This is a genomic window from Prochlorococcus sp. MIT 1341, from assembly GCF_034092415.1.
GTDB lineage: Bacteria > Cyanobacteriota > Cyanobacteriia > PCC-6307 > Cyanobiaceae > AG-363-P08.
In genome coordinates this window covers 1-23741 of the sequence record NZ_CP139304.1, presented here as the reverse complement: position 1 = coordinate 23741, position 23741 = coordinate 1, and the positions used below count along the sequence as shown (strand labels likewise).

Here is a 23741-nt window from a genome sequence, read left to right as displayed (position 1 = left end):
ACAAAACCAATAAACAATCTCAGAGAGAATTCAAAAGAAAACCTCAGATAAATATCCAAATGCACATAAATCAACTAGCCCAACGCATTAAGCTCCAAGCCTCCACCGCCAAGGTCAAATGAGCACCAGTTTTGTATTTAACTGGATGGCAGAAGCAGGAATTCGCTTGGCTGATTGTCGGCATGACGATCCCTATGCAATCCTTGGTCCGCAACAACTTAAGGAAGATTGGATTATTCGAGCCTGGATACCAGAGGCATCTGAAGTAAATCTGCTTCTTAATGGCAAAAGCGTTGCCATGAAGAATCCAAACCACCCTTGGATTTTCGAAGTAGTTCTCAAAAAAAAACCTGGGATCAACTACCAACTAGAAGTAACTAGAGCAGGGGTTACACATAAACAAAATGATCCTTGGGCATTCCGCGAAGAATGGATGGGAGAAATTGATAGGCATCTTTTTGCTGAAGGCAATCATCACCACATTTGGAGAAAGATGGGTGCCCACCTCATCGAACGTGAAGGTGTGGCTGGAACACTTTTCTGTCTATGGGCTCCAAACGCTAGGAGCGTTGGTGTATTAAGTGATCTCAACTCTTGGGACGGCCGGCATCATCCAATGCAAAAAAGAGAAGGCGGAATTTGGGAACTATTCATACCTGGTATGAAAGAAAAAATGCTTTATAAATACGAAATACGAACCGAAGCAGGACATTGTTATCAAAAAACTGATCCCTATGGTTTTCAACATGAAGTTCGCCCTGCAACAAGCTCAATAATCACAAAACTCGATAACTATAAATGGCATGATAAAAAATGGATTTCTAAAAGAAATGGCGAAAATCCAATAGACCAGCCTATTTCTGTATATGAAATGCATTTAGGTAGTTGGATGCATGATGCAATTAATAACCCTTTTATAGAAAAGGATAATGAGCAAGCCAGACCTCCTGTACCTGCTGCAGAAATGAAGCCTCACGCGAGGTTCCTTACCTATACCGAATTAGCTGACAAGTTGATTCCTTATGTCAAAGAAAGAGGGTTCACTCACATCGAATTGATGCCAATTTCTGAGCATCCTTTTGATGGTTCTTGGGGATATCAAGTAACTGGATGGTATGCGCCAACAAGTCGATACGGAACCCCTGATGAATTCAGGAATTTTGTAGATCGATGCCACCAAGAAGGTATTGGAATAATTTTAGATTGGGTACCAGGACACTTTCCTAAAGACGGGCATGGACTTGCTTTCTTCGATGGCAGCCACCTTTATGAACATTCAGACTCAAGGATTGGCGAGCATAAAGAATGGGGAACACTTATTTTTAATTACAGTCGCAATGAGGTCAGGAACTTTCTTGTCGCTAATCTTATCTACTGGTTCGAACAATTTCATATTGATGGAATACGTGTAGATGCAGTCGCATCAATGCTCTACAGAGACTATCTTCGTCCCGAAGGAGAATGGTTACCTAACGAATCAGGCGGAAGAGAAAATACAGAAGCAGTTCGTTTTCTTCAACAAGCAAATCATGTTCTTTTTGAACATTTTCCGGGGGCATTATCTATTGCTGAGGAGTCAACAACTTGGCCAATGGTTACTCAACCTACAAGTGTAGGAGGACTGGGTTTTAACCTCAAATGGAATATGGGTTGGATGCACGATATGCTCGACTACTTTGAATATGATCCTTGGTTTAGGCAGTTCCATCAAAATAATATTACCTTCTCAATTATGTATAACTATACAGAAAAATTTATGCTCGCTTTAAGTCATGATGAAGTTGTGCATGGTAAAAGTCATCTTTTGCACAAGATGCCAGGTGATGATTGGCAAAAATATGCTAATACTAGGGCACTTCTAGCCTACATGTGGACGCATCCAGGTAAAAAAACAATTTTCATGGGCATGGAATTTGGCCAACGTTCGGAATGGAATGTTTGGGGTGACCTTGAATGGAATTTACTGAATTATGAACCTCATAAAGGGATTCAGGCCTTAGTCGATGATCTTAATAAGTTATACAAATCAGAGGGGGCTTTATGGAAAGATGATTTTGACCAATATGGCTTCCAATGGCTTGACTGCTCAGACAGCAAAAATTCTGTGATTAGCTTTATGCGCCGAGAAAGAGATTCTGGAAGCTGGTTAATAGTTATTGGGAACTTCACACCCCAAAGCCACTCTAATTACCGAATAGGTGTTCCCAAAGGTGGTTTCTATAGAGAGGTGCTTAACACTGATGCAGCCCTTTATGGAGGGAGCAACCTGGGAAATATGGGAGGCAAATTTGCTGATGAAGAAAACTGCCATGGATATGAGCATTCTCTAAATCTCTGCCTACCACCGCTTAGCGTTGTGGTCTTAAAACATCAGCCCAAAAATCACCTGAAAACATCTGACGCCAAGAGAAACATGTGAAGAACCTCTCGACTACGTATCAATAATCGCTGAAAGGGTAACTCCCTAAAGTAAGTTTTCGGCCTGATCACTTTTCATTAATGTCCGACTCCTTGCCACTTTTACTCCGTGCCGCGCGCGGTGAGTCGGTAGAGCGTCCCCCCGTTTGGATGATGAGACAAGCCGGTAGGTACATGAAGATCTACCGAGACCTCCGTGACAGACACCCAAGTTTTAGAGAAAGATCCGAGAACCCAGATCTTTCTTATGAAATATCAATGCAGCCTTTTAAAGCTTTCAAGCCTGATGGAGTAATTCTTTTCTCAGACATTCTCACTCCGCTACCTGGAATGGGAATTAATTTCGATATTGTTGAGAGCAAAGGGCCTCTCATCCAAGAGCCAATTAGAAGTATCAACCAAGTCGACTGCCTTAGACAATTAGAACCAGAGTATTCAATGCCTTTTGTAGGGGAAGTTCTTACTCGATTAAGAGAAAGCGTTAAGAATGAAGCTGCAGTACTTGGATTTGTAGGTGCACCATGGACCCTGGCGGCTTACGTCGTCGAAGGTAAAAGCAGTAAAAACTACTCAGTAATAAAAGCAATGGCCTTCCAAGAGCCAAAACTTCTCCATAAGCTCCTAAATCATTTTGCAGAATCAATTGCAAAATACTTGCGATATCAAATTAATTCTGGAGCACAAGTTGTACAAATGTTTGACTCCTGGGCGGGTCAATTAAGTCCTATTGATTACGAAATATTTGCAGCTCCCTATCAAAAACAAGTAATAGATCTGGTGAAAAAAACACATCCCAACACTCCAATAATTCTATACATCTCAGGAAGTGCAGGAGTACTGGAGAGGATGGGCCAAACTGGCGTGGACATCGTTTCACTTGACTGGACTGTAGATATGGCGGAGGGATGTGCCCGCCTACCAAAAACAGTCGGTGTTCAAGGCAATGTTGATCCCGGACTTCTTTTTGGAACCCCTAATGCTATTCGCCAAAGAATTATTGATACGGTTAAGAAAGCCAAAGATCGTATTCATATCCTTAACCTTGGACATGGAATTCTTCCAGGGACTCCTGAAGATAATGCAAGAGTTTTCTTTGAGGCAGGCAAAACAGTAAATGATTTAATTGGTTCAGATAATTGAATAGAGAGCTGATTCTTATTACTGGTGCAAGTGGCTGTGTTGGGCAATATGTTTGTGCCTGGCTGTTGGAAAACTCGGAAGCTGATTTACTCCTCTGGCTAAGGGACCCAACAAAACTCACTGCTATTTCCAAAAACAATTCACGAGTTCGTTTAATTGTTGGAGATTTAAGGGAAGCAGATTCATTTAATGAAGAACTTTCCAAGGTGACTAGGGTTATTCATACAGCAACAGCATGGGGAGACCCTGAAAGAGCCAGACAAGTCAATGTAGTTGCAGTAAAAGAAATCCTTAGACTGCTAAACCCCAATCTTTTAGAACAATTCATCTACTTCTCAACAGCAAGCATCCTTAACAGAGAACTCCAACCGTTGCCAGAAGCCTTGCTATATGGCACCGAATATATACAAACCAAAGCTCAATGCTTACGTGAACTAGAAGTTCACCCATTAGCAGAAAGGATTATTGCCGTATTCCCAACGCTTGTTTTCGGAGGTCGAATTGATGGTAAGAGCTCGTTTCCATCCAGCTACTTAACAGAAGGGCTCATTGAGGCAAGCAAATGGCTTTGGCTAGCACGCTTGCTTCGAACAGAATCAAGCTTTCACTTTATTCATGCTGCTGACATTGCCTTTGTATGCGGTCATCTTGCTACAACACCCCACCTGAAGAATCCAGAAGCAAACCAAGGAGCTCTAAGACGAATAGTCCTTGGCCAACCAGCGATCACAATCAACCAAGCAATTAAGGCCCTATGTATCTGGCGGGGTCTTTGGTGGACACCAGGGCTACCTTTATGGGGGTGGTTAATAGAAGTTCTAATCAAAGTTTTGCCTATAAAAATCAATGACTGGGACCGTTTCAGCATTAAACAAAAGCATTTCACTCATAATCCAATAAGCCCTCCGGAACGCTTTGGGGGGAAGAGTAAAGCCAAAGATCTAGAAGCCGTACTAAATCAATCTGGGCTACAGAAACGCCTAAAATAGGTATAAGGAGGATAGAATATAAATTAGTAATGCCATTCAAATGACTTCAATACTTCGCTCAATAGCAGCAGCATGCATTGGGATGCTGTTGGTATTAGGCCTAATAATTCCTTCAGCACAAGCGTCAACTGTCGAAGTAAAGCTTGGAACTGATGATGGAATGCTTGCCTTTAGCCCTAGCACTGTAACTATTAGCTCTGGAGACAGTGTCAAATTTGTGAATAACAAGCTTGCTCCTCATAACGCAGTTTTTGATGGCCATGAAGAGCTAAGTCATGCAGACCTTGCATTTGCCCCTGGCGAATCATGGACAAAAACCTTCTCAACCGCTGGAACCTATGAGTTCTATTGCGAGCCCCATAGAGGAGCAGGAATGGTTGGAAAAGTTGTAGTCAATTAAATTTCCAAGACAGATAGATCACCCAAGTCCTTATCAATTCTTTCATTAGAGCTAGGGTGTAACTAATAGGTCTAACTGCTCTTTTCTAAGAGCAGTTAGACCTATTCTAATATGAACCATCTATTTTTAATAAAATACTATTAGATAACAAAAGGATTGCGGGAAGTATATTTTTACCAGAACATAAGACTATCTATCTACCCAATAATGACAATAGAAGGCTTGAATGACTTTCTTCACTCCCTTGAGCACAGTGCATCTCTAAGAAGAGAGTTAAATGGTTGCAAAAATGATAGTGATCTAATTGATTTAGCTAAAAAAAATGGATTTCCCGTAACACAAGTAGATCTAGAGACCTCAGAGGAATCTAGAAAAGTTCAAGAATGGTTTAGGGGCTTCAATATTAATCCAATCAAAAGGTAATCAGCTAAGACAAACTTCTTCCTCTAAACAAAAGGCATCAAAAAACTGATAAATTCAAGGAAATATTGAACAGCTGATGGTTTACCGAACTCTAGGGTGAGTCCCGAACATTTTATTCTGGTTTACCACCTCATAACTCCATCAAATCCTGCATAATGACGAAGAGTTAATGGAGGCAAGGTGAAACCTAAAGCCGAGATGTTTACTGAAAAAGCTTGGGATGTAATCATTTGTTCTCAAAGCAAAGCAAAGTACTTTAAGCACCAACAACTTGAGTCTGAGCATATCCTTATAGCACTCTTAGAGCAAAAAATTTTTATAGAAAGAATCATAGAAAAAGCAGGTATTTCAATCAAAAAGCTCAAAGCACTTACTGAAGAGTTTATTCTCAAGCTACCAAAAATGAGTAGCAGCCAAGATGCGATCTATCTTGGAGACTCATTTAATAAGATAATCAATAGAGCCGTTCAGATCAAAGAAAACTTTGGTGACCTATTCATTTCTGTCGAACATCTCCTATTTGCGCTTTCGGAAGATACACGTTGCGGTAATCAACTAATTAAACAATCAGGGGGAGACTCCATCAAAATAGATTCTGCAATCCATGAAATCAAAGGGGACCGAAAGGTGGTCGACCAAAACCCAGAAGCAAAGTATGAATCACTAAAAAAATATGGAAGAGACCTTTCTGAAGCTGCGCGAAAGGGGAAGCTAGATCCAGTGATAGGAAGAGACGAGGAGATCCGTCGAACCATCCAAATCCTTAGTCGCAGGACAAAAAATAACCCAGTGCTTATTGGAGAAGCTGGAGTAGGCAAAACCGCAATTGTCGAAGGGCTCGCACAACGAATAGTCAATGGAGACGTTCCAGCAGCACTTCAAAACAGACAGTTAATTGCTCTTGATATGGGGTCTTTAGTTGCGGGGGCAAAGTACCGAGGAGAATTCGAAGAACGCCTGAAAGCTGTTCTAAAAGAGGTGACATCCTCTCAAGGTCAAGTTGTTCTTTTTATAGATGAAATTCACACCGTAGTAGGGGCAGGAGCCTCTGGAGGAGCCATGGATGCTAGTAACCTCCTAAAACCAATGCTTGCAAGAGGAGAGCTTCGCTGTATTGGCGCAACAACTATCAACGAGCATCGAGAATATATTGAAAAAGACCCTGCATTAGAGCGAAGATTTCAACAGGTATTGGTTGATCAGCCGAATACGAATGACACCATTTCAATTCTTCGAGGCTTAAAAGAGCGCTATGAAGTGCATCATGGTGTACGAATTGCTGACAATGCCTTGGTTGCAGCAGCTGTCTTAAGTCAGAGATATATCACTGATCGATTCCTTCCCGACAAAGCTATTGACTTAATTGACGAGTCCGCTGCAAAGCTAAAGATGGAGATAACTTCTAAACCAGAAGAAATAGATGAAATAGACAGAAAGATCTTACAAATTGAGATGGAAAAGTTATCTTTAAATCGCGAGTCTGATTCCACGAGTAGAGAAAAATTAGGAAAATTAGAATTAGAGCTATCCACCTTAACAAAACAACAAGAGAATTTAAATAAGCAATGGGAAAAAGAAAAAGCAATTATTGGCGAATTATCTTCTCTTAAAGAGGAGATAGAAAAGGTACAACTAGAGGTAGAGCAAGCAAAGAGGAATTATGATCTAAATAAAGCAGCAGAGTTAGAGTATGGAACACTAGGGACACTGCAGAAAGAACTACTTTCAAGAGAAAGCCTGATAGCCATTGAGAGTAACTCAGGAGAAAAAACACTTCTCAGAGAAGAAGTAACCGAGAGTGATGTTGCTGAAGTGATAGCGAAATGGACCGGAATACCTATCTCAAAGCTAATGCAGTCTGAACGCGAAAAGCTCTTATCTTTGGAGGAGAAGCTTCAGGAAAGAGTGATTGGGCAAAACAAAGCTGTTGGTGCAGTTGCAGATTCAATCCAACGGTCTCGAGCTGGAATGAATGACCCAAATAAACCTATCGCAAGTTTGTTATTTCTTGGCCCTACAGGTGTTGGGAAGACAGAACTTTGCAAGGCTCTGTCAGAGCAATTATTCAACAATGAAGATGCAATGGTTCGTATAGACATGTCTGAGTATATGGAAAGACATTCTGTTAGTCGCTTAATTGGAGCACCTCCAGGATATATTGGATTTGAAAAAGGTGGCCAACTCACGGAAGCAATAAGAAGAAGGCCATATGCGGTAATTCTTTTTGATGAGATTGAGAAAGCTCACCAAGATATTTTTAATATAATGCTACAGATTCTTGATGAGGGACGCCTAACAGATGGCAAAGGTCGCGTAGTGGATTTCACAAATACGATTCTAATTATTACAAGTAATCTTGGCAGTCAATCAATTATCGACCTATCTGGCAAGAAAGAATATCAAAATGAAATGGAAAATAAAGTTCAAGAAGCTATGAGGAATAGTTTCAAGCCTGAGTTTATCAATCGGCTGGATGAATCAATCATCTTTAATAGTCTTTCAAAAGAAGATCTTAGAAAGATAGTTTGCATTCAGATTAACAAACTTAGCAAAAGGCTAGACGAAAAAGGCCTTAACTTACATATCAGCGAATCAGCACTCGATTGGTTAGCGAACGAAGGACATGATCCTGTTTATGGAGCAAGACCACTAAAACGTGCAGTACAACGTAAGCTAGAGACACCAATTGCAAAGGCAATTCTTTCTGGCAGTTATGAGGAAGGTGGGAGAGTTGTTATAGATGTTGACGCAGGGAAACTATCCTTCAGGTAAAAATTAAACGACAATAAGTCCATAAGTCAAAGCAAAACCTACGCCGATAAGGATTCCAGCTATAAGATTCTTCCTATCTGCTAAATACCTAAGGAAAAACATTCCTACTGAAACAACAAGAAATTCACTCGAAAATAAGCCAATAAAATAAGCCAATAAAGGCGTTGGCTCTACACCCACCATCACACCAGAAAGGACATATCCATGTGCAAATAAAAGAGGAAACATGACGCCAAGAGAAAGTCGTCCCATAGCAACAAATGCAGACACAACAAGGCTTAAGGCCATTAATATTTCCGTACCCGGAATTTGAGGCAAACCGAGGCCTAATAATGATCCAAATAAAGCAGTTCCTAAAAGCAAAATTATTGTTTTTCTTGTCGAAGAAAAGCCCGCAAAACCTATTGAAAGCAAGAAGAGGCAATGATCAACCCCCAGGACAGGGTGAGCTAAACCACTAATCAATCCTTGCAAGAAGTTAAAAGACGCTGTCTGCCCCTCAAAAGGGTGGTGCGCATAAACAGGCGACATCAAAAAGACAGAAAGAAAAACCAATGCCAGTGCACCTAACAAAGGTTGGGCAATCGTGGGGGTTGTCTTGTCTAAAGATCCTTGCATGTAATACATCTTCGCAAATGGACAATTGAATTAGCAACAAAACACCACCAAATAACTGATAGTGCTAGAGAATCACAATAGCTATTTAATCACTAACCTATTTCTCTGAAATCTTAGGTGTCTTAAACCAAAGAGGTATTTCATTAAAAAAGGCTGCATTAGAGTCATTCTCACTAGCCTCAACTTTCCAACAGCAAGTTCTACCTAAATCTTTACTTAACAAAAATTCGTTTGCCCATTGCCAAACCAGCTTGGCAGTAGCCTCCATCCCTACATTATTCATTACACGGAGATCCAAAGCCCCCTTTTCAGCCAATCTTCGCCAATCTTCTAGCAAAGGATCATCAGAATTCACCAAGAAAGTATGGTCAAATTGTTGTCGCAACTTTTGCTCTAAAGGCTTCAGGCTAGAAAAATCAACCACGAAACCAAATTCATCAAGAGCTTGAGCCGCAAACCACAAAGTAAAAGCCCTACTGTATCCATGGACAAAACGACAATGCCCAGGATGACGCCATTGTCGATGCGTACATGGATATTCGGCAAAGTGTTTGCTGCAGGTATAACCAATAGGAGAGTTAGGCATCAAAAGGAGATTAGAAATAGTTAAAAAGGTCCAAAAACAAAGTCTTCCCTAGTATGAAAAGCAATGACTGCCATGAAAACTAATTTCATCAACCAACTTCGTTTTAACGAAAACGGATTAATACCCGCCATCGCTCAGGATTGGCTTGATGGTGCCGTTTTGATGGTTGCATGGATGAACAAGGCTTCTATAGAGCTAACTATTCAGACTGGTGAGGTTCATTACTGGAGTCGTTCTAGACAAGAACTTTGGCACAAAGGAAAAACAAGCGGGAACAGGCAAATCCTCAAAGGCATGCGGCATGATTGTGATGCTGATGTATTGCTTCTAAGCATTAAACAAATTGGCTCAGGAGCTTGCCACACTGGAGCCCGAAGCTGCTTCTTTTTAGACTCTTTAAATGATGGAAACAAAGTATCAACCTCTCTTTTACCCCCAACAGATACCTGTACTGAACTTTTTCAAGTAATTCAGAACAGAGTTAGCAACCCTGAAGAAGGTAGCTATACCAACAAGTTATTGAAAGGTGGAGACAACATGACGCTAAAAAAGATTGGCGAGGAATCGGCGGAGTTTGTAATGGCATGTAAGGACAATGATGTGAATGAAATATCCAAAGAAGCTGCTGATTTGATTTTCCATATCCAAGTCGCACTAGCCCTTCATGGAGTTAACTGGAGAGACGTTTTAAATGTTCTTGCGACAAGAAGAAATGCACCTAGACGGCAATAAATTCTGTTATCACACATCCACAAGCTATGAAGAATTACTAGCCAAGAAAATCATGATCTTAAAAACTACTATAAAAATCCAGTAATTTATTGAAGTCCAACACCACGAGCCATTAAGGTCGCCATTAAGGGGATTAACGCAAAACCAAAAAGTTCAATGTTTATTGCCCAGCCAAGACGTTTTACAAGGTTTACTGAGACTCGAGGCAACTCCCCTCTGCTAAGTGGAATCGCCCATAAAATATATGTAATTGTTGGATAAAGAGATAATGCTCCAACAAAAAGGAAAACTCCTACCTTCCACCAAAAAAGAGGATTCGTCGTATAGAAAAGGCTTCCCTGACCAAAATATAAAACTCGAAGGACTCCGCTTCCTAAAAGTAATAAAGCAGCCAACCCATAAATGACATCAATAACAACCATAGAAATTGCTTCAAAACGGCTTGGATCAACCTTGAGCAACTTCCGCTCAAGAACCAAAGCACCAAAGCAGATCATGAAGCTTAAGTAATGAACATATGCCACGCCAGCACTTTTAAAGATCTCAGGGTATAAAGTCGTTCCTAAAAACACTTGAACAGAAAAAGCTATAAAAAGACTAGCTAAGATAAAGATAATTATGCGCTCAACCCTAGAAATATATGACTAAGCAAACTAACTAAACAGTCCAAACCTTAAGGAAACTTAAATAAGGTACAAAATATGAATTCCGAACTCTTTATTACGTGTCAAATAAGTAAACCTTTTAGGTCTAAGTTCAATAAAGAGAGGAGTTACTAATGCTTAGTTCCTTAAGTGCATATCTCAGCGAAATTGGTCGCCACCAACTTCTAACCCCAGAGCAAGAGCTGACTATGGGAAGGAAAGTCCAAGCGATGGTTGAAATAACTGATCGCTGTCATTTGGCCGGTGGGCAAGGACCTGCATGTCAATTCAATGACGCAGAAAAAAGAACTATTCGGCTAGGGGAACGAGCTAAAAAGCATATGATTACTGCGAACTTACGACTCGTGGTCAATCTCGCCAAACGCTACCAAGGGAAAGGCCTTGAGCTTCTGGATCTCATTCAAGAAGGAACAATTGGACTCACTAGAGCAGTTGAGAAATATGATCCAACTCGAGGTCACCGCTTTTCAACCTATGCATATTGGTGGATTAGACAAGGATTAAACCGAGCTCTCTCAACACAAAGTAGAGCAATCCGAATTCCTGTAAATGTAAATGAAAAGCTTACAAAACTTAGAGCTGCTAAATCGCGTCTAATGCAACGTAATGGCCAAGCCCCTACCTCAGCTCAACTCGCAGAATTCATGCGAATACCCCTTTCAGAAGTAGAAGAACTGCTCGGTTGTGAATTAAGAAGCGTCACAGTAAGTCTTCAAGGAGTAGTCAAGTCAAAAGCAGACCCCTCAGAACTAGTAGATATTCTTCCAAGTGAACAAACTCCTCCAATGGAGATTGCTGAGCTAGCAGAAAGAAGTGATTCGGTTTGGACCTTACTAGATAACTCAAACTTAACTCCAAAAGAAAGAACTATTTTGACACTGAGGTTTGGATTAGATGGTAGCAACGAATGGCGAACACTAGCCGAGGTTGCTAGGCATATGAACTGCAGCCGTGAATACTGTCGTCAGGTTGTTCAACGTGCTCTTCGAAAACTTAGAAAAACTGGTATGCAAAGCGGGCTCATCGAAACAACCGTATAGAACCGATCTAGGGCTTCCTCTTTAAACCGTATTATAAAAAGTCAACACAACAAGAATTCCCTCACGATATGCAAGCATGAAATTCTTATGCATCAAAAGTGTCTAGAAATCTTAAAATCTCCAACCTAGAGCCTCCTTTAAAAATTATCTTTAAGCTAAGCCTTCCTTCAATAAAGTTCCAAAGGCTTCCGCAATGCTCCATGATCTGAAGTGTTAATTTATTAGATCTAATCTCAGATTAGATTCCTGACGTTGTTCTTAGTTATAATCTAAAGGTGCTAACAGCTTTAAAAGCAGCTTGCTGCAACCATCTAACACCCAATAATCACCACTGAAGCAGAACTAAACACCTGGCTGCCTTAAAACTGCTAATGACTAATTGGTCTAACGAAATCAACGAAGAGTTGGCATCCCTAATTAAGGATTGGTTAAAGCTACATGGAAAAACTCAAGCCGATCTAAGTAAGAAACTGCAAGCCATTTCCACAAGAATGCCAGCTTTATTAGAGGTGCTTGAGCGGGAATACCTTCTAGGTGGCCTACCCAAAGTTGCCGCCAGGCTTTGTGAAATTGAATCCATATGGGAAAACGAAAAAGAAGCAATCCCTGTTCTAGAAAGCCAACAAGATGATGACCCTTTTGGCCAGCTAGATCTAATCCTCCAAGAGATCAAAGATGATTATGAGGGCTAAGAGCTATCAAGGATCCGATATTAGTGCTGAGAGTCTATTTGATTAGTTAGCATCATTTTTCAAAAAGTCAAAAAAGAAACGGGTCAATCCTTAAATCGAACAAGGGAAGAAGCATAGGCAAAATAAAAGTAGATTTCCTTAAAGAAGCCAAGTTAACTTAGACGTTATTGTCGCCTAAAAAAGAACATAAAATTTCCTATCACAGAAATCTTTTCGCCCTTTTTCAAGCATTAATTAGATCAAAAAAGAAGCCTGTTCATCTCAGAAGGTTTGTTTAGATGAGCCAGATAGGCTTAAAGAAAGTCCCCTGACAGGATCAGAATTCACTTCTAATCCAAAAACGAAAGCTAACAAGACATTTTTAGCAATGGAGCATCTAATTGTTTAAATCAGCACATCTATCACGTCATAGGGCCTCTTATTACCTACAAAGTGATAGTGGATTAATATATCGGCTTGCTTTGAATTCTTGGCAGATGAAAAATCTTTCAAAAAAGACAACAAAAAACATCACGCAACAAATCTTTAGCTTAGAAAAACTTTGCTGTGAATACCCCTCAGAAGTCTGAAGGCTAACAAAAGACATCCTGCAAAACCTTTGCTAAAACCAACAAATCATCTGGCTTCCAAATTTGAGCCAGGGCTAAGGTAAAGGGATATATACGTTTAAAGGATCCTCCGATCATGCTTTGGGCTACAAACACAATCATCCAAAATTATTGTCAAAATGAAGATTGTTAACAGCATTTTCCATAGAAGCTTCAATTTCATCCATCACTTTTTTCAAAAAAAACTACTTTTTCTCACTAGTTTACTGGTTCTAATCACAATCATTTTTTTGGTCCCTAATAAGACTTCTGCAGTCACAGAGAAATCCGGAAAGCTACTTTTCCAAAACTATTGCGCAGGCTGCCACATAAATGGAGGTAATATCATTAGGAGGAGTCGAACATTAAAAATATCTGCTTTAAAACGTAGAGGTATAGATAGCCCTGAAGCTATAGCCAAGATCACAAGGGAAGGTATTGGAATAATGTCAGGCTACGAAGAAGACTTGGGTGAGGATGGGGTACAGCTAGTAGCAAAATGGATATGGGACGAAGCTCAGAATGCCTGGACCCAGGGATAAACCTCTAATGAAGTCCAAATTCCTTCTTTCCAGTAAATATCCTCTTCAAGAATCTCTCTAACTCTATCTATTGTAGAAGCTTCAAATATTCCAAAAACATAACTACTACATTTAGTTGGCCCTAATGTGACAAGAGTGCCTTCATGCTTAAGCTTGCCAAGCCGATCAAGGTGTTCCTCTCGAAAAGGAGTTCGCTTTTCAAGAGCATTTTCGCAGTAAGTACCCCAAAGAACAAATTTATCCATAACAGCTAAAGATGAAATCTTCAAGAGATTAATGCACAAATGATGGCACATATCCAGTATGAATTGCTATGGCCTCTGGAGCCCTGACTGACACCGCTTACTAAATTGCAGAACTTACTAAGCCAGGAATTGAAATTGAAAAATTAAGCAGGTCTAAGATAGAAACGGCCATGTAAATTTCTGCATAACGAAGAATAGTGAGAACCATATTAACTAACGCCTTCCATAAATTCCTTCTGAGGTCGAGGGGTTAGAACCTTGTAGCAACTGGCCTTATTGCTTTTGAAAAGCTAGAAAAAAGCTAATTCTTCCGGCAATAATTCAAGGGGTAGCAATCTATTAATTGAGATGGGATAGGGAGCTTTACTTCTCCTCAACGCAGAAGATAACTTTGAGGAGAAGCTTGGTTAAAAGCACGCCAGAGTTCTTCCTAAAGGTATCGATGACAATCATCATCAAAGAGTTCCTCTTAAAGCTTGAAAAAATAATCCACAAAGAACTTAATTACCTAAGCAAACCCCTGGACTAAATCCTAGGTTTTTTAGTGACAAGGAAAACAACTCTATTAAAGCAATGCATATTCCTTATTCACCCTCTCAGCTCATGGGTAAAGAACGAGGTGAATCAGATTTTTAAAACTACTATTCCTTTCATTTTTCAGAGAAAAATAGTTGCCACTAATAAACTTAGTGCTATGTTAATAAGGTTGATCCTCTAATAGTCATGCTCACTGGGAAAGAACTTCTCGCCAAAGTCAAAGATCTTGGTGATGTAAGTAAGTCCGATTTAGTAAAAGCTTGTGGTTATGTATCCACAAAGAAAAGTGGTGGTGAACGTCTAAACTTCACTGCTTTCTATGAAGCTCTGCTTGAAGCAAAAGGTGTAAGTCTTGCGTCTGAAGCTTCAAGCGGTGTTGGTAAAGGTGGAAGGAAATTGAGCTACACAGCAACTGTTCAAGGGAATGGTAACCTCCTTATAGGTAAAGCCTATACGGCTTTACTTGACCTGAAGCCCGGAGACAATTTTGAGATCAAAATGGGTCGCAAAGGCTTTAGGCTAATTCCTGAAGGGGAAAGCTGAAGACGAGAAATAAATCTCGCCACACCATCAAAGATCCTTAAACAGATGTCTGTCCTGCCTACATAGTGGGTAGGACATTTTTATTGGTTTTATTAATAGCCTAAACACCAAAAAATTAATCCAGAAAGCAATACAGATTCATCCAGCAGCATCTCTTAACTGCCGACAAAAATCTCTTGCTTCTTGAGATTTGTTGCCAAGCGATGCGTTTGCAATCCTTTTGACAAGTGCACTCCCAACTATTGCTCCATCTGCTCCCCAAGCTCTTACCTTACTCACTTGTTCAGGCCCTGAAATACCAAAGCCTACCGCTACCGGTAAAGATGAAGATTCCTTCAGTTGTTTAACTAATCCCTCTACACGGTCTTCTATCGCCACTCGTTCACCTGTCACTCCAGTAACACTTACCAAATACGTAAAACCTTTACTATTTTCTGCGATCCTTTTCATTCTCTCAATCGGTGTGGTGGGAGCAACAAGCAATATCAAATCCAAACCATTTGATGAAGCGATAGGAGAAAGGCGCAAAGCTTCTTCAAGAGGCAAGTCAGGAACAACAAGTCCTGCCGCACCAGATTTAGATGCCTGAGCACAAAATTCCTCCATCCCAATAGTCAACAATGGATTGGTATAAGTAAAAAGGATAATTGGTATCGATAACTTAACTTTCAGCGTGCTCAACATTCCCAAGACTTTTTTAGGAGTTGTACCAGACAAAAGTGCACGTGAAGCAGCCTCTTGAATAACAGGTCCATCTGCTAGTGGATCGCTATAAGGAATACCAAGCTCAACCATATCGGCACCTGCTTTCTCAAGCTCCAATAACACATCTGCTGTCGTGTCCAGATCAGGGTCACCGGCCATTAGGAATGGCATCAACGCGATTCGCTTTTGGTTGGCTAGGGACTCGAATGTGCGAAGAATTTTGGATTGTTTTTCCAATGTGGTCTCCTGATAACTCTCAGAATTCAAAGAATGAAATTAATTAGAATAACGATATTAGAAGCAAATTCATAGGAGCTTCTACGTGTCATTCTTTATCACTTTCAAGTTCCTTCATGAGCCTAATCTGCTCATCCTTAGGTAAGGAAGCAAATCGCTCTTGAAGTTCAGAAGTCTTTAGATCTTCATATGCTTTGCGATAACGCTTACGCTGTTCCATAAAAGTCATTTTCCCGCTAACAACACGAAATAAATAGGAACCTGTCCAGCCAAGCACAATCAAAACGAGGAGTGCTTCTGATGCAATCCCAGCAGAGCCACCATTAACACCAATCAATCTAAAAACCAAATACCCAAGTCCACCCAGCGCAAAAACACCTAACCCAAGCTGAATCACTCCTAATCTTGTCACTATCTCAATCCTCCCTTTGACCTTGTAAACGCAAATTTAAGAAGGGAGCAAACAAAATCAACCCTGGGAAAAATAAAAAGACCAGGCCATAAACACTCAATCTTTCAATTTTACCCATTTCATGCCAACGGATGTTCATCCAGAAATACAAAAGAAGTGGAACAGCAACTAAATACACAACCCCGATAAATGCATACGCGCCAAGTACAACAAAAGAATTTGTCATGGCAAGAGTCTCAAAAGTCTGAACAGACACAATACGCATCAACTTACTAATCTCAATCTAAGATGTATTGAAGGTCTTTGACCGGCCCAATTTTGGGGGCATGGCGGAATTGGTAGACGCAAGCGACTTAAAATCGCTAGTCCCGAAACGGATGTGGGGGTTCAAGTCCCCCTGCCCCCATTAATAAAATTTGGTTTTCCCTCAATCCATGCATGAAAACTTATAAGAGTTCCTACTCAGTTTCTACTTTGGAAGTTGAAAAAATAATTGGGTAAAAATTAGGTTCCAACCAAAAAAGTGTTTTGCTATGCAGATCTATCTTCATGATTAGCTCCTTCAAACACAACAGACCATCTCAGAGTGTGTCCAGCATGAAATGGAACTAGATATTCTTCCCTCTCGCAAAAACCTGGCAATTGAAAGGTTTTTGGTACAACCTGAGGGCTTCGAGCCAAAGTAATTAAATTTGTATTCAGAGGTAATCCATAAAAAGTTGCTCCATTAACACTTGCAAAAGATTCAAAGTTATGAAGGGCGCACTCCTGTTCAAAGACCTCTGCATAACTCTCCAACGCATAATGGGCATTAAAGATACCTGCGCACCCACAAGAACTCTCTTTATCTTGACGTCTATGAGGTGCTGAATCTGTCCCAAGAAAAAAGCAACTTTTCCCACTTGTCGCAGCCTTTCTTAAGGCCAGTCTATGACGCTCTCTCTTTGCAACTGGTAAACAATAAAAGTCACTACGAAATCCACCTTCAAACATTGCATTACGATTTATATGCAAATGATGAGGAGTAATTGTTGCGGCCAACATATCAGAACTTGACTCTACAAATTGAACAGCCGGTTCAGTAGTAATGTGCTCGAGAACAACTCGAAGGCCTTGATGTTTTCTTATCAATGAAGACAAATGCCTATCAATAAATACTTCCTCCCTATCAAAAATATCAATTTTAGGGTCGGTCACCTCACCATGAATTAAAAGTGGTAACCCGAGATTTTCCATCGTCTCCAATAAAGAGTCAATTGCACTTAAATCCCTAACACCATCAGAAGAATTAGTCGTAGAATTAGCTGGATAAAGCTTTGCGGCAAAAAAAACCCCCTCACGATGTCCTTTTTTTAATACTTCAGAAGACAGATTCTCGGTTAAATAAACAGTCATCAGAGGAGTAAATTCAACTCCTTTTGGAAGAGCAGAAACAATTCGTTTTTTGTATTGAATCGCTGACTCCACTGTAGTTATAGGTGGTTTCAGGTTAGGCATTACAATTGCACGTCTGAAAGTCCTAGCTGTACTAGGGAGTACACCATTAAGAATTGATCCATCCCTTAAATGAACATGCCAATCATCTGGCTGAATCAGAGTTATTTTTTCAGGAGAAACGTCCACAAAGATCCGGTATTTGGTAGCTTTCTAAATGGTCCAATAAAAAATAAAGAACCAACTTCATTTTTGAGGAAACCATAATGACCACTATAGTAATTAATTCTATTAGAGCCTCAGATATTGCAGAAAAAGCGAAGACTTACTATGCGGGATTGAGTCAAGAAAACATTTCCTTTAATTTCTGGGCCCTTCAAAAGCTCTTAAACCATCATTTAAAACGCTTTTAATTCATTGCAAAACAAGAAATATCTAGACAAACTAGTCAGAATTCAAAAAAGTATTTTAATGCTATGCCAGCCTCTCTCCTTTCAGCCTTAGAAGTGCTGATAGGAATATGCTTATTATTTGGAGGTGGGGAATTCTTTGTCCAAGGATCAGTAGCACTCGCCTTGATTCTTGGAATTCCTCAACTCGTAATAGGCCTAACTGTAGTTTCACTTGGGACTAGTGCTCCTGAACTATTCGTAAGTGTGGGCTCAGTAATAAAGGGCTCTGATGCACTTGCTGTAAGCAATGTAGTTGGTAGCAATATCTTTAATGTAATGGTCGTTTTAGGTTGTAGTGCTCTTATTGTGCCTTTAAAGGTCGAAAGTCGACTAGTTAGAAGGGACGTCCCGTTATTAATAGCCATATCCACCGCAGTCTGGGGAATGTCATCAACAGGCCATATCACCTGGCAATCCGGGACAGCTTTGTTAGTCGCCCTAATAATTAATTCAGCTTGGGAAATACGTACAGCAAGAGAAGAGCCTGAAGAAATAGAGGAAGCTGAACCAGAAATAAATATTCAAACCAGCGATACCAATTTGGCAAAAGCCTTGACCTTATTATTAAGCGGAATAGTTCTCTTAAGTTTTGGCTCAAACCTTCTTGTGAAAGGTGCTAGCGATTTAGCCATTTGGTTAGGGGTAAGTGAAACAGTTATAGGGCTGACGATTGTTTCAGCGGGAACCTCTATGCCAGAGTTAATTACATCTTTAGTTGCAGCCCTTAAAGGGAGAACAGACCTTGCGATTGGCAATGTAATTGGCAGTAGTCTCTTGAACCAACTACTTGTACTAAGTAGTAGCGCAATTGTCTCAACAGGACAGGGGCTATACGTAGACCAATTAATTATAAATAGAGATTTACCAGTAATGGTTTTAACAACCCTTGCTTGCATGCCAATTTTCTGGACAAAGGGATTAATTAGCCGTCTAGAAGGGGGTATATTGCTGGGTTTATATATCTTCTATATAGTTGAAAAAGTCCTCCCTCATACAATACCTGAATGGCAAGATAATTTCCGTATAACAATTGCTTGCGTGGTTATTCCAGCTGTTATTTTAATCATCATATTTCAAACACTTTCCTATTGGAGATATCTCAAGTCAAACAGTCTTAGGTAAGTTCATAATGTTAAAGCTTAATAAATAGATTCGTAGAGGTTAAACCATAGTAACAAATTCCTCAGCCACTGTAGGATGAAGTGCCATTGTCTTATCGAAATCACTCTTTTTAGCACCCATTCCTATGGAGATTGATGCCATTTGAATAATTTCAGACGCATGTTCCCCAGCCATATGACAGCCAAGGATTTTGCCTGAATGGGTTTCAGTAACAAGTTTCAAAAAGCAGCCCGAACCCCGCTTAACTAAAGCTTTTGACATCGGCCTAAACCTAGACTTATAAATTCTAATTTTAGATTTTCCATAAGTCTCTATAGCCTCTACTTCTGTTAAACCAACACTAGCTATTTCCGGATCACAAAAGACCGCCTTCGCAACTAATTCGTGATCTACAACTCTGTTGGAATCTCCATAAATACTATCAGCAAAAGCTCGTCCTTCATCTACTGCAACTGGAGTCAAATTAATTTTGTCGGTGACATCTCCAACCGCAAATATACTTGGAATATTTGTAGCTTGATTCTTGTCTACAACAATGCGGCCATCTTCTATATTGACTCCTGCATTATGAAGTCTTAGATTCTCTATGTATGGTTTTCGTCCAGTTGCAAAAAGAATCCCTCCACAATCAATAGATGAGTCATCATGAGTAAATACTTTTAACTTTCCACGCTTACCAGAAATTGCTGTTGGAGAGTTTTCATAGATGATTGAAATTCCTTTTTCTCTCATATTATCCTGCAGGTAATTAACAAGTTCCTCATCAAACCCACGCAACATCCTCTTCCCTCGAACCAACTGAGTAACTCGAACACCTAATCCATGAAGAATGCATGAGAACTCACAAGCAATGAAGCCAGCACCAACAACTACAACATGCTCAGGAAATTTTTCTAGCATAAACATATCGTCACTTATCCAACCCAACTCAGCACCAGGTATTGATGGGCGAGAAGGCCTCCCTCCTGAAGCTATTAAAATGCGTTTCCCAGAAATAACTTTCTCAGTATCTTTGCCAATATCTCTTGAAATATAAATATTATTTGGATCATAAAAACTTCCCCAACCAGAAAACAATTCAACTCCTGCTTTCTTTAACATTGTTTTATGCAAAACATTAAGACGAGAAACTTCTTCTCTTACATTTGCCAACAATAAAGCCACATCAAAATCAACTTCTTTAAAAATCACCCCAAAGGAAGACGCGGCTTCAGTCAATTCTCGATAATTTGACCCATAAACCAAAAGCTTCTTAGGAACACACCCACGAATAACACAAGTGCCTCCCACACGGTCACCCTCAACAATCGCCACATTAGCCCCGTAACTCGCAGCCCTTTTAGCCGCAGCCAAGCCTCCGGAGCCTGCTCCAAGGACGATTAAATCATAAAGATGGTCCAAAATAAAAAATTATTTTGTTGAATGCTCAAATTTTAATTGTTAAACAATACCTATCCCTTTTATACTATTTTCTATTAAGCCCTAGCAACATAAAAGATAGGAGCCCACTAATAGTTGTCTAATATTCAAGGAAGGAACATTTGGCAATCATACAAAACCTCTGAATCAAGTTCCAACAAACCAAAAGCTCCTAATGAAATCATCCAATCCTTCGCTAAAAGCTCTTCCTTGGGAAGAATTGGAAAGATATGCCTCTAAAGAAGAGGACCGAGTTCATGGCCCGACAAATGCACAATCAAACCTAAGGTTATTTGGTAAGAAGGAAGAGAATGTACGAGTAACCCTATATCGAGATCATCACGCATGGTGCCCCTACTGCCAAAAAATATGGCTTTGGCTGGAATGGAAGCAAATTCCATACAGAATCAAAAAGGTAACTATGCGATGCTATGGAAAAAAAGAAGGTTGGTATCTAAAAAAAGTTCCTACTGGAATGCTTCCAGCAATAGAGATAGACCAAAGACTTATCACTGAAAGTGATCTGATTCTAATGGCTCTTGAAAAAGCTTTTGGGCCACTAGGGAGTCCCTTTATGAATCGAAAGATACTAGATTTACGTCACTTAGAAAGACTACTTTTTCAAGCTTGGTGTCAATGGCTATGTACTCCATCCCCTGGCTTGGAGAAAGAAAAAAGGTATCAGGAGACATTCCGCACACTTGCCAACAAAATGGAAAGTCATCTGGCTCAGCATGGTGGGAAATGGATAGACCCTAAGCAAAATGAGCAAAACCTTAATATTCCAGGAACTGCTGATATTATTTTTATTCCATACTTAGAGAGGATGAATGCCTCACTTGCCTACTACAAGGGCCTCAATCTCAGAGAACAACACCCTTTAATAGACAAATGGTTACGAAATCTCGAAGCACATACTGTTTATCGCGGTACACAGGGAGACATGCATACACATGCTCACGACTTACCTCCTCAAATGGGAGGCTGCTGGATTGAGTCTAACCCTAACCAACAATACTTCTCCAAAACGATTGACTCTGGAAGTGGCTTAGGAGAAATGGAAACTTCCTGGGTAGAAGAAACAAGCAACTCACAAAACATAGCTTTAATAAGAGTTTTGAAACACAGAAAAAATCTAATTACGACAAATCCTCTTGGTCCGACATATTTTGATCAACCATTAAGAGCTGCATTAACTTCAATGATCCTAGAGACTAATGTTTCTCCCAACAAAGGATCAGCCTCTGCGTTGAGATACCTAAGAGACAGAGTATCTGTCCCAAGAGACATGCCACTCCTAGCAGCACGGAGATTTCGACAGTCACTAGAAAGAACAGCTTCATTAGATGGCCCAGACGGAGGGCCATCTATCTCTAAAAAAGACAGATTAGATCAGAACCCTATCCCATTTCTGAGGGGAAATAATCTGATCAAGTAGATATACCTCGCTAGAACAACTCCTTAAAAAACTAATCAACGAAATATCATGTTTTACTTCTTGAGTCAATCTGCAACAAATCCTTTATTTTCTGAACCTGGCTTGCCATCTTTGGATCCGAAGACAATTTCTTATCGACCTGCTCAATTGCATACATAACCGTAGTGTGATCTTTACCCCCAAAAGCTTCTCCTATACGGGGCAAGCTTAAATTAGTCCCCTTTCGCATCAAATACATTCCGATTTGACGCGCCTGACTAACGGGTCTTCTCCTACTAGTGCTTTGCATCTCCTCTTGGGTTACCTCAAAAACCTCGGCCACTTTTTCCATCACTTGCTGAGGGGTAACATCAACTCCCTGGCTATTCGGATCCAGCATGGGAGCAACTGATTCAACCGTCATAGGCAATCCCGTTATGGAAGCAAAAGCGACTGCCCTTGTAAGGGCACCCTCAAGCTCACGAATATTTGAAGTAAACCTTCCAGCGATGAAATGAATCAATTCGCGCGGGAGCCTCATCCGCTCTTGCTCCGCTTTTTTTTGCAAAATAGCCATTCTTGTCTCCAAGTCAGGAGGCTGAATATCAGCAATCAAACCCATTGAAAATCTTGAGATTAAGCGCTCTTGAAGTCTGGGAATCTGGCTAGGAGGACGATCACTAGCAATCACAATTTGTTTGCCAGCTTCATGTAAAGCGTTAAAGGTATGAAAAAACTCTTCCTGTGTATATTCCTTCCCTTCAATAAATTGAATATCGTCTACAAGTACTAGGTCAGCTTCCCTATATCTATTCCTAAACGCCTGCATACCATCTTTTCTAATAGCTACTATTAAATCATTTGTAAACTTCTCTGTTGAAACATAAGAGACTTTTGCTTTTGGATCAATTTCCAGTCGGTAATGACCAATAGCCTGCATTAAGTGAGTTTTCCCCAGCCCTACTCCACCACAAATAAACAATGGATTAAATTCTCGACCTGGTGCCTCAGATACAGCCAATGCCGCTGCATGAGCCATCCGACTATTGGGGCCAACAACAAAACGATTAAATACGTACCGAAGATTTAAAGCTGGGATAACTCTTTTAGGGCTATTTATTATTGATTGAGAAGAATTTCTTTCTTCGGTTACACCATTTCTGCCAACAGTTGAGTCAATAGGAGCGCTTTTAAAACCGCTCGTTGAAGATTGAGCAAATTGTCCTTCTTCGCTTGCTTGAACGGTAACTCTTATATCCTTTCCACAAATTTCCCTAACAACTTGTTCAATAGTATGTACATAATTTTTCCTCAACCAATCACTTGAAAAACTGTTAGGCGCTAAAAGCTTCAACTCCCCATCAACAAAGCCACCGCATCGGGCAGGGCGAATCCAAGTCTCAAAAGTGGGTTTACTGAGATTGCTTTGAAGGCTCTTTTGAACCTTGAACCAAATCTCATCACCCGTTGACACCACGTATTTTGCAGATAAGTATTGGAATCTAGGCAATTCTCGTAGATAGTCCATTACTTGGTTTGAACTTCGAATTCTTCTAGAGAAGCTTCTAGGACTTAGCCCAAGCCAATAGGACCTTCCCCCAACTGCCTTTTCTC

At 40.3% G+C, this 23741-nt stretch carries 23 protein-coding genes and 1 tRNA gene; 14 read left to right on the top strand and 10 right to left on the bottom strand.

Annotated elements, in window-relative coordinates; genetic code table 11:
- Positions 1 to 118: 118 nt before the first annotated feature.
- From glgB to clpB, 6 genes are all read left to right on the top strand, one after another.
- Complete coding sequence (glgB, locus tag SOI84_RS00120) at positions 119 to 2419, top strand: 1,4-alpha-glucan branching protein GlgB (RefSeq protein WP_320674390.1); 2301 nt, start codon at positions 119 to 121, stop codon at positions 2417 to 2419.
- A gap of 80 nt (positions 2420 to 2499) precedes the next feature.
- Entirely contained in the window at positions 2500 to 3558 is a 1059-nt protein-coding gene (hemE, locus tag SOI84_RS00115) for a uroporphyrinogen decarboxylase (RefSeq protein WP_320674389.1), read from the top strand.
- Positions 3555 to 4547: an NAD(P)-dependent oxidoreductase gene (locus tag SOI84_RS00110; protein WP_320674388.1), complete on the top strand. Its 993-nt coding sequence runs from the start codon at positions 3555 to 3557 to the stop codon at positions 4545 to 4547. The genes hemE and SOI84_RS00110 overlap by 4 nt, the downstream gene beginning before the upstream one ends.
- Positions 4548 to 4587: 40 nt before the next feature.
- Positions 4588 to 4947, top strand: a complete 360-nt coding sequence (gene petE, locus SOI84_RS00105; protein WP_320674387.1) for a plastocyanin — start codon at positions 4588 to 4590, stop codon at positions 4945 to 4947.
- Between the two features lie 207 nt (positions 4948 to 5154).
- A complete protein-coding gene (locus tag SOI84_RS00100; protein WP_320674386.1) occupies positions 5155 to 5370 on the top strand; it encodes a Nif11-like leader peptide family natural product precursor in 216 nt (71 codons plus the stop codon).
- 180 nt (positions 5371 to 5550) lie between these two features.
- Positions 5551 to 8142: an ATP-dependent chaperone ClpB gene (clpB, locus tag SOI84_RS00095; RefSeq protein WP_320674385.1), complete on the top strand. Its 2592-nt coding sequence runs from the start codon at positions 5551 to 5553 to the stop codon at positions 8140 to 8142.
- A gap of 3 nt (positions 8143 to 8145) precedes the next feature.
- Here clpB and SOI84_RS00090 read toward each other — a convergent pair whose 3' ends face one another.
- Positions 8146 to 8760 (bottom strand): HupE/UreJ family protein, encoded by a 615-nt coding sequence (locus SOI84_RS00090; protein ID WP_320674384.1) that lies wholly within the window; start codon positions 8758 to 8760, stop codon positions 8146 to 8148.
- A gap of 97 nt (positions 8761 to 8857) precedes the next feature.
- The gene (locus SOI84_RS00085; RefSeq protein ID WP_320674383.1) at positions 8858 to 9346 is read right to left on the bottom strand and encodes a 6-carboxytetrahydropterin synthase; all 489 of its coding nucleotides are present in this window, start codon (positions 9344 to 9346) and stop codon (positions 8858 to 8860) included.
- 63 nt (positions 9347 to 9409) lie between these two features.
- Between SOI84_RS00085 and hisIE the strand changes: the two genes are divergently transcribed.
- Positions 9410 to 10078: a bifunctional phosphoribosyl-AMP cyclohydrolase/phosphoribosyl-ATP diphosphatase HisIE gene (hisIE, locus tag SOI84_RS00080; protein ID WP_320674381.1), complete on the top strand. Its 669-nt coding sequence runs from the start codon at positions 9410 to 9412 to the stop codon at positions 10076 to 10078.
- Positions 10079 to 10164: 86 nt separating this feature from the next.
- On the opposite strand, the gene SOI84_RS00075 is transcribed toward hisIE, so the two are convergent.
- Positions 10165 to 10650, bottom strand: a complete 486-nt coding sequence (locus SOI84_RS00075; protein WP_320674380.1) for a DUF2214 family protein — start codon at positions 10648 to 10650, stop codon at positions 10165 to 10167.
- Positions 10651 to 10856: 206 nt separating this feature from the next.
- On the opposite strand from SOI84_RS00075, the gene SOI84_RS00070 reads away from it, so the two are divergent.
- The 3 genes from SOI84_RS00070 to SOI84_RS00060 all read left to right on the top strand — a co-directional run bounded on the left by SOI84_RS00070 (position 10857) and on the right by SOI84_RS00060 (position 13604).
- The gene (locus SOI84_RS00070) at positions 10857 to 11783 is read left to right on the top strand and encodes a sigma-70 family RNA polymerase sigma factor (RefSeq protein ID WP_320674379.1); all 927 of its coding nucleotides are present in this window, start codon (positions 10857 to 10859) and stop codon (positions 11781 to 11783) included.
- Between the two features lie 371 nt (positions 11784 to 12154).
- Positions 12155 to 12475 carry a hypothetical protein gene (locus SOI84_RS00065; RefSeq protein WP_320674378.1) on the top strand — a complete coding sequence of 107 codons (321 nt, stop codon included), beginning with the start codon at positions 12155 to 12157 and terminating at the stop codon, positions 12473 to 12475.
- Between the two features lie 838 nt (positions 12476 to 13313).
- Positions 13314 to 13604 (top strand): c-type cytochrome, encoded by a 291-nt coding sequence (locus tag SOI84_RS00060; RefSeq protein WP_320674377.1) that lies wholly within the window; start codon positions 13314 to 13316, stop codon positions 13602 to 13604.
- Here SOI84_RS00060 and SOI84_RS00055 read toward each other — a convergent pair.
- Positions 13580 to 13849, bottom strand: a complete 270-nt coding sequence (locus SOI84_RS00055; RefSeq protein WP_320675467.1) for a YciI family protein — start codon at positions 13847 to 13849, stop codon at positions 13580 to 13582. The two genes, SOI84_RS00060 and SOI84_RS00055, sit on opposite strands and share 25 nt — an antisense overlap.
- 723 nt (positions 13850 to 14572) lie before the next feature.
- Between SOI84_RS00055 and SOI84_RS00050 the strand changes: the two genes are divergently transcribed.
- Entirely contained in the window at positions 14573 to 14929 is a 357-nt protein-coding gene (locus tag SOI84_RS00050; protein WP_320674376.1) for an AbrB family transcriptional regulator, read from the top strand.
- Between the two features lie 138 nt (positions 14930 to 15067).
- Here the strand turns inward: SOI84_RS00050 and trpA are convergent, their stop codons facing one another.
- From trpA to SOI84_RS00035, 3 genes are all read right to left on the bottom strand, one after another.
- Entirely contained in the window at positions 15068 to 15871 is an 804-nt protein-coding gene (gene trpA, locus SOI84_RS00045; protein ID WP_320674375.1) for a tryptophan synthase subunit alpha, read from the bottom strand.
- Positions 15872 to 15959: 88 nt separating this feature from the next.
- Positions 15960 to 16283: a DUF3007 family protein gene (locus tag SOI84_RS00040; RefSeq protein WP_320674374.1), complete on the bottom strand. Its 324-nt coding sequence runs from the start codon at positions 16281 to 16283 to the stop codon at positions 15960 to 15962.
- Between the two features lie 4 nt (positions 16284 to 16287).
- Positions 16288 to 16509 carry an NAD(P)H-quinone oxidoreductase subunit L gene (locus tag SOI84_RS00035; protein ID WP_320675466.1) on the bottom strand — a complete coding sequence of 74 codons (222 nt, stop codon included), beginning with the start codon at positions 16507 to 16509 and terminating at the stop codon, positions 16288 to 16290.
- A 94-nt stretch (positions 16510 to 16603) separates the two neighbouring features.
- Here SOI84_RS00035 and SOI84_RS00030 point away from each other — a divergent pair.
- Positions 16604 to 16689 (top strand) — tRNA-Leu (locus tag SOI84_RS00030).
- 125 nt (positions 16690 to 16814) lie between these two features.
- Here the strand turns inward: SOI84_RS00030 and pyrC are convergent.
- Positions 16815 to 17906, bottom strand: a complete 1092-nt coding sequence (pyrC, locus tag SOI84_RS00025; protein ID WP_320674373.1) for a dihydroorotase — start codon at positions 17904 to 17906, stop codon at positions 16815 to 16817.
- Positions 17907 to 18193: 287 nt separating this feature from the next.
- Here pyrC and SOI84_RS00020 point away from each other — a divergent pair, with 287 nt between their 5' ends.
- Positions 18194 to 19291, top strand: a complete 1098-nt coding sequence (locus SOI84_RS00020) for a calcium/sodium antiporter (protein WP_320674372.1) — start codon at positions 18194 to 18196, stop codon at positions 19289 to 19291.
- A gap of 39 nt (positions 19292 to 19330) precedes the next feature.
- Here the strand turns inward: SOI84_RS00020 and gorA are convergent, their stop codons facing one another.
- Positions 19331 to 20692, bottom strand: a complete 1362-nt coding sequence (gorA, locus tag SOI84_RS00015; protein WP_320674371.1) for a glutathione-disulfide reductase — start codon at positions 20690 to 20692, stop codon at positions 19331 to 19333.
- Positions 20693 to 20885: 193 nt separating this feature from the next.
- Here gorA and SOI84_RS00010 point away from each other — a divergent pair, with 193 nt between their 5' ends.
- Positions 20886 to 22148, top strand: coding sequence for a glutathione S-transferase family protein (locus SOI84_RS00010; protein ID WP_320674370.1), 1263 nt, complete (start codon positions 20886 to 20888; stop codon positions 22146 to 22148).
- Between the two features lie 46 nt (positions 22149 to 22194).
- Here SOI84_RS00010 and dnaA read toward each other — a convergent pair whose 3' ends face one another.
- Positions 22195 to 23604, bottom strand: a complete 1410-nt coding sequence (dnaA, locus tag SOI84_RS00005; protein ID WP_320675465.1) for a chromosomal replication initiator protein DnaA — start codon at positions 23602 to 23604, stop codon at positions 22195 to 22197.
- Between the last annotated feature and the right edge of the window lie 137 nt (positions 23605 to 23741).

Coding starts and splice junctions, on each gene's coding strand:
- SOI84_RS00065 (WP_320674378.1), top strand. CDS start 12,155: ATGACTAATTGGTCTAACGAAATCAACGAAGAGTTGGCATCCCTAATT.
- SOI84_RS00050 (WP_320674376.1), top strand. CDS start 14,573: ATGCTCACTGGGAAAGAACTTCTCGCCAAAGTCAAAGATCTTGGTGAT.
- SOI84_RS00070 (WP_320674379.1), top strand. CDS start 10,857: ATGCTTAGTTCCTTAAGTGCATATCTCAGCGAAATTGGTCGCCACCAA.
- hisIE (WP_320674381.1), top strand. CDS start 9,410: ATGACTGCCATGAAAACTAATTTCATCAACCAACTTCGTTTTAACGAA.
- hemE (WP_320674389.1), top strand. CDS start 2,500: ATGTCCGACTCCTTGCCACTTTTACTCCGTGCCGCGCGCGGTGAGTCG.
- SOI84_RS00100 (WP_320674386.1), top strand. CDS start 5,155: ATGACAATAGAAGGCTTGAATGACTTTCTTCACTCCCTTGAGCACAGT.
- SOI84_RS00090 (WP_320674384.1), bottom strand. CDS start 8,760: ATGCAAGGATCTTTAGACAAGACAACCCCCACGATTGCCCAACCTTTG.
- petE (WP_320674387.1), top strand. CDS start 4,588: ATGACTTCAATACTTCGCTCAATAGCAGCAGCATGCATTGGGATGCTG.
- SOI84_RS00020 (WP_320674372.1), top strand. CDS start 18,194: ATGCCAGCCTCTCTCCTTTCAGCCTTAGAAGTGCTGATAGGAATATGC.
- SOI84_RS00055 (WP_320675467.1), bottom strand. CDS start 13,849: ATGGATAAATTTGTTCTTTGGGGTACTTACTGCGAAAATGCTCTTGAA.
- SOI84_RS00010 (WP_320674370.1), top strand. CDS start 20,886: ATGAAATCATCCAATCCTTCGCTAAAAGCTCTTCCTTGGGAAGAATTG.
- glgB (WP_320674390.1), top strand. CDS start 119: ATGAGCACCAGTTTTGTATTTAACTGGATGGCAGAAGCAGGAATTCGC.
- SOI84_RS00035 (WP_320675466.1), bottom strand. CDS start 16,509: ATGACAAATTCTTTTGTTGTACTTGGCGCGTATGCATTTATCGGGGTT.
- SOI84_RS00085 (WP_320674383.1), bottom strand. CDS start 9,346: ATGCCTAACTCTCCTATTGGTTATACCTGCAGCAAACACTTTGCCGAA.